This window comes from Limnofasciculus baicalensis BBK-W-15 (assembly GCF_024178385.1).
Classification (GTDB): Bacteria; Cyanobacteriota; Cyanobacteriia; order Cyanobacteriales; family Coleofasciculaceae; genus Limnofasciculus; species Limnofasciculus baicalensis.
Genome location: NZ_JAMZMM010000385.1, coordinates 1 through 5,551 on the forward strand (window position 1 = coordinate 1; position 5,551 = coordinate 5,551).

General features: G+C 40.4%; 5 protein-coding genes. 1 reads left to right on the plus strand and 4 read right to left on the minus strand.

Features of this window, described 5'->3' with window-relative positions; translation table 11 throughout:
- The 4 genes from NJ959_RS24945 to NJ959_RS24960 form a co-directional block, all read right to left on the minus strand.
- Positions 1–526 (minus strand): type IV pilin-like G/H family protein (locus NJ959_RS24945; RefSeq protein WP_254014456.1); only part of this gene is annotated, 526 nt, incomplete at its 3' end.
- Positions 527–1,035: 509 nt separating this feature from the next.
- On the minus strand, positions 1,036–2,682 hold the full coding sequence (locus tag NJ959_RS24950; protein ID WP_254014457.1) for an alpha/beta hydrolase: 1,647 nt from the start codon (positions 2,680–2,682) through the stop codon (positions 1,036–1,038).
- Between the two features lie 384 nt (positions 2,683–3,066).
- Positions 3,067–4,026: an SPFH domain-containing protein gene (locus tag NJ959_RS24955; protein ID WP_254014458.1), complete on the minus strand. Its 960-nt coding sequence runs from the start codon at positions 4,024–4,026 to the stop codon at positions 3,067–3,069.
- A 142-nt stretch (positions 4,027–4,168) separates the two neighbouring features.
- Positions 4,169–4,714: an NfeD family protein gene (locus NJ959_RS24960; protein WP_309242708.1), complete on the minus strand. Its 546-nt coding sequence runs from the start codon at positions 4,712–4,714 to the stop codon at positions 4,169–4,171.
- Between the two features lie 199 nt (positions 4,715–4,913).
- Between NJ959_RS24960 and NJ959_RS24965 the strand changes: the two genes are divergently transcribed.
- The gene (locus NJ959_RS24965) at positions 4,914–5,396 is read left to right on the plus strand and encodes a hypothetical protein (protein ID WP_254014459.1); all 483 of its coding nucleotides are present in this window, start codon (positions 4,914–4,916) and stop codon (positions 5,394–5,396) included.
- Positions 5,397–5,551: the final 155 nt, after the last annotated feature.

Sequence of the window (5,551 nt, forward strand, 5' to 3'; positions counted from 1 at the left end):
CAAGTACACCATTTTTATAGGTGGGTTGTGGGAGTTTGGTTGTACTGAAAGAATTCGTTTCACAGAGGATAGCTGCTGTTGTTATTTTGTCTTTAGTAGCATTGGCATTTACTTCAGTAGCAGGGACTAGAAAAACTCCACCAATATAACTATTCAATTCTTCTTTAACTCGCCGAGGGATAAACAAAATATATTCTGTTCGGTATTTTGCTTTGGATACCCCATAGTTGAAGACGGCTTTGTTGGTGGTGTTAGTTGAATAGCTATAATTTACTGTCTCAGTTTTAATACCAAGACCTAGTTTTTCAATGTTATTACTAAATGTTTTATTTTCTAAAAGGTAAGCTTGCTGCGCTCGATTCATTGAGCCAACATATTGTTTTGCTTCTGATTGCTTGGCTTTATTGGCGCAATTAAGACATGATGGCAAAATGAATGATAAAATTGTGGAGATGATTATCCCGTAGCCGATTAAACGCAGTAAGCATCCACAGCCATTAGATTGTTGTTGGGATTTGCTATTCATCAGATTGCCTCTTTAACTGGATATCTTTATTAAAGCCCACGCTTATATGAGTTTGAGACTGAGTAATTTGAGAACCCATCGACTTCTCATCGACTAGATAGACTGAGGGTAAACTTGGATATTGCACTACCCTCAATAGCCGGAAAGTGGTTAAAACTATTGTCTCATAGCTGAAATCCCCTAAAACTGATAACTTCCACCCTTGTCAGTAAACCTCAAAACCCGCCGTGGAATTAATTCCACGGCTAATAGCTGAAGTCCATTAAAATGGACTAAAATTTTGATTCAGTCGGTTTTAACCGACTTAAGCTGTTAGACAGTGGTTTTAACCACTGTCGGGTTATCGCGATAATTGATAAGACTTATGGAGCATCGACACTATTAGTAGATGGTGCGTTAGCTTTCGCATAACGCACCCTACAGATAAAGGGTGAATCATAAATCTATCTCTTCCTTAGTGTCTTAGTGCCTTAGTGGTTTTTAAAATAGCCTAACCACCCCCATCCACCTCATAAAACCAAAAGCCAATTTTCCAAACGGCGAAACCCAGGTAATCGCACGATAATAACAATCGCTATTAAGGGCAGAAATAGCAGCAATCCAAATACCTGTAACGCCACTAATCCTTTACCCCCCACCAGGGATAAATCAGATCCTCGCTGATATAAGATAATGCCCAATAGTAACAGCAGCCCTCCTAATAAACTAGCGGATTTACGGGAAATTTTGCCAATACCTGTGAGTTGCCAAGGATTGCGTAACTTGGTTACACTCCAAACCCCAACTTGTTCGATTCTGGTTAATGTTACTCCAGGGAAGATTAACTCCAGCAATACCAGCATCCAAAATAGTAAACTGGGTGCTAGTGCTAAGGTATGAACCGGAAAAAGTATCAGTTTTAGGGCTTGAGAGTAGTTATAAAATAGAAAAAATATCCATTGGACTATAAATTTAGGCAAACTAATTAAATAGGTAGGTTTAGATAAAATTTCACCACTACCAGAGAGTAAACCTGATAATAAAAAAGCCCCTAAGCATAATAGGGAATACAAACTGGCAATCCGCACTGCTCTTGCCACAGTTTGCGGGTAGCAAAGGGCGTAATTGCTACAAACTTGGAGAATGTAGGAGAATAACAGCATATTGCTTGCGCCCCTACTCGGAGCAATACCATTGCTGCCCATTCCCCACAAAACCGCTATAGTAATTCCCATTAACCAGCTCACAAAATACCTAAATACCTGACGCAATTTAGGTACGGTAACTGGCTTACCAGCGCGGAGAAATAGACAAACACCAGATGCAATACCGCCGATGAAAGTAAGGCAGATACCAATAATAAAATAAGGGGTAACTATAGGTAAATCATTGAAAGGTACACCCAAAGATTTTTGTGCCCAATTAACTACCTCTCGCATTAATTGAGAATCGTAGGGGGCTGTGAAGTGATCCGCAGTATCAGATATTACCAACTGACGGGCAGTATTATTACTGAAATCACCACAGATACTGCCGGGATGGGCACAACCATTAGTTGCTTGTTGCAGCATCTGGCGCAAATCTTTGGGGGGATTGAGTTGTTCGTATAAACCTACTCCTAGCAAGAGATTTGCAGGTGTAGTGGGTGTGGCAAATCCACTCATACTGAGGACAATCGCACTTTGTAATTGCGGTTCAATCTGGGCTAACTGTAAGGCAGTAGTACCGCCAAGAGAGTGTCCAATTATACCGATATGTTCCACGTCAAATCGATCGGGATGCGATCGCACAAATGCCAAAATAGCCCTAGCATCCTCTATAGTACTAGCCTCCAGCTTCTCCATGGATTTATTATTACTATTGATAGGGTAAGATTCCCCAAACCCACCAAAGTCAAATGCAATCGCAGCTATCCCATGTCTAGCTAATTCTACCGCCAAAGGTTCCATCACCGCTTTACTAGCATTAACCCCATGACAGAGGAACATAACTGGATAGGGTACGGGGCTATTTTTGGGAATATAAATTCGACTCATCAAATCCCGCTCGCTATCCAAATGAATAGCGACTGACTCCGCTTCAATCCCATTAATTGGGTAAAATCCTGTCGATATTACCATGCCAATAGATATGATAAAAAGACTCAAAAATAAACCTATATAACGACGAATATTCATATTATCATTAAATTTGTTTGCAATACCATGATACTCCATTGGCGGGAAAAGATTATCTATTTCTTACTTAGTGTCTTAGTGGGTTTTAAAAAATTATTCTTACAGCGCAAATGGAGTAATAGATATTTATCTCGATATACCCGCATATTGTGTTGTTCCTAAATCTTGACTAAAAGTGCAGTAACCTGGACGAAGATAACTTATAAAAATACACCATACCATCGAACTAATGGCAAATACTAATAGTATAGTTAATCCACCAGAGACTACTTCACGCTTTTCTCGAAACTCCATAACCTTTCTCCTTCATAAACATATAAATCGTAGAGCAGGCATCCTGCCTGCGGCTGAGAAACCGAGTTTCTCAGCCCGATAAATTTACAATTACTCCATCCTCTTACCAGGGGAATGTAAATTTACACCATTACTCATCTCACCCACAATCGAACCAATTCCATCCAAAGCACTAGGAATATTGCGCGGATCTAAAAACATCACTTTACTGCTATTACTACTACCAATCTTCATCCCCATCTCCAAATAATTCTGAGCCATTAAAAACTGGAGAGACTTAGCTGAAGATGGATCTTTATGCAGCTTATTAGCAATAATCTCCATAGCCGCCGCCGTACCCTTCGCCTTCAATATTTGCTGCTGCTGTTGTGCCTCCGCATCTAAAATGGCTGCCTTCTGACGTGCTTCAGCTTCAATAATTTGAGCCTCAGCTTCCCCCCTCGCACTATTAATAATAGCTTCCCGTTCCCCTTCAGAAGTGAGAATAGCCGCCTGTTTTTTCCTCTCCGCTGACATCTGCAATTCCATCGCCCCCTGGACAGTTTTAGAAGGAACAATATCCCGCAATTCCACTCGCGTTACCTTCAAACCCCAAGGTGACGTAGCAATATCCAATTCTCGCAACAATATTTCATTAACTTCAGAGCGAGCAGTAAAAGTTTGATTTAACTCTAACTTACCCAATTCCGAACGAATCTGAGTTAACACCAAATTCACCATTGCCCCATGGAGATTTTGCACCTTATAATAAGCACGCTCCATATTCATAATCCGCCAATATACCACCGCATCCACAGTAATCGAAACATTATCCCGAGTGATGCAGTTTTGTGGAGGAATCTCCAATACTTTTTCCCGGATAGTATCTTGGAAAGCCACTTGAGATATAAATGGAGTAATAAAATTCAGTCCAGGTTCTAATTTCTTACCATCATATCTGCCCAAAGTCTCGACTAAAGCTTCCTCACCTTGCTTAATAATCTTGATACTCCCAGATAGAGTAACACTTCCAGTTAGGGCTAAAAATGCCATTAAAAGCCATTCAGACATGATAAACCTCCTAATAAATAAAATGGGGAGTGGGGAGTGGGAAAAAGAGTTAATTTACACAACCTCTGCGAACCTCCTTCCCTACCTCTGTGAACCTCTGCGTTAAAAAAAAAAATACCAAAACTTACACTAAAAACACCCACTAAGAATGGAATAAAATTTCCGGTGCAACAATTAAAGTATTACCTTCTATCCGCAGAACATAAACTTTCTGATTCGGCGCAATCGCAATTTCATAATTCTCACAAAAAGCTTGCCACGAACTACCTTCATACAGAACTCTTCCAGTTTGTCCTGGCAAAATATCTGTTAAAGTTATCGCTTCTGTTGCATCTCGCACAGTATAGTTTTTGCTTCTGAAAAACATCGGGCGAATCCAGATAACTGAACTTAGAGATAGTCCCATCCAATACAACACCTGTAAGTTAAATCCATCGTACATGATGTACTGCCAAATAAACCCAAGTGTAATTCCGGCTCTCCACAAAATTAATGATACAATTAGGGCACTGACTCCCATCATTAAGGAGATAAATTTGGTTCTTCTTAGCCAAGGTTTAGGTAAAAAGAACTCAGCCAAGCAAAGACTAACTCCTGCAACTAACCAAAATAGGGGGGGACTGAAGATAAAGGTCGATTTACTCGTAACCTGTGCCAGTAACCCGATGAAGATAGAAGGCAGTAACACATTAACCTCCTCATAACCGTAATCTATTTACTATTAAGACTCCTGGTTACCTGAGTTGGGGACTGAGTAATTTGAGAACTCATCGACTTCTCATCGACTTAATGGCATAATATATTTATCTCAAATTTTGGACTGGGTGTGGAACCAAAGTTTCAGTTAGACATTCATTAATATTTATCCTTCATCGTGAGGTAGAGAAATGCTGAAGATATCTCCATTTCAGCAATCCTGGCTGAATCACCTCCTCGCGCCGCTAACGGTGGGAGTCGCCTTGGTTGTGTCAGGGGCAATACCCGTGACAGCAAATCCGATAATTTTGCGATCGCAACCGCAAATCTGTTCATCTATAATTTACGGTAGTCCCATTCCCTCCCCCGTACCAGTAAATCCCGTTACAGGTACACCTTGTTCCTTTTCATCCAATAATTATCCCGATTATAATTATCGGGATTATAATTATCGTGATTATGACTATGGGTATGACAACTCGACGAGAAATCCAGTCAGAGGCACAATTCGGAATTCCACTCTAATTAATCCCACCATTATTGATTCCACGATTTCCGATTCAGTATTAATCGATCCGACAATTATCAATTCATCTAGGTATAACCGTAGGGTAATTATCCGCTCAAACGTCATTCAAAGAACACCGGGAATCACGATTCATATTGGCAAATAAAGGAAAACCTAAATAGAAGTTCGTAGTAGGCGATTTATCGCTATCAAGAAGCGAATAAAATATGCTATTTGCGTAATTCCTGTCAAAGAAACCGGGTTTCTCAAAGAAACCCGGTTTCTCTGTACCGCTGAAAAGAGCTGTAACCCAAGCAGGGC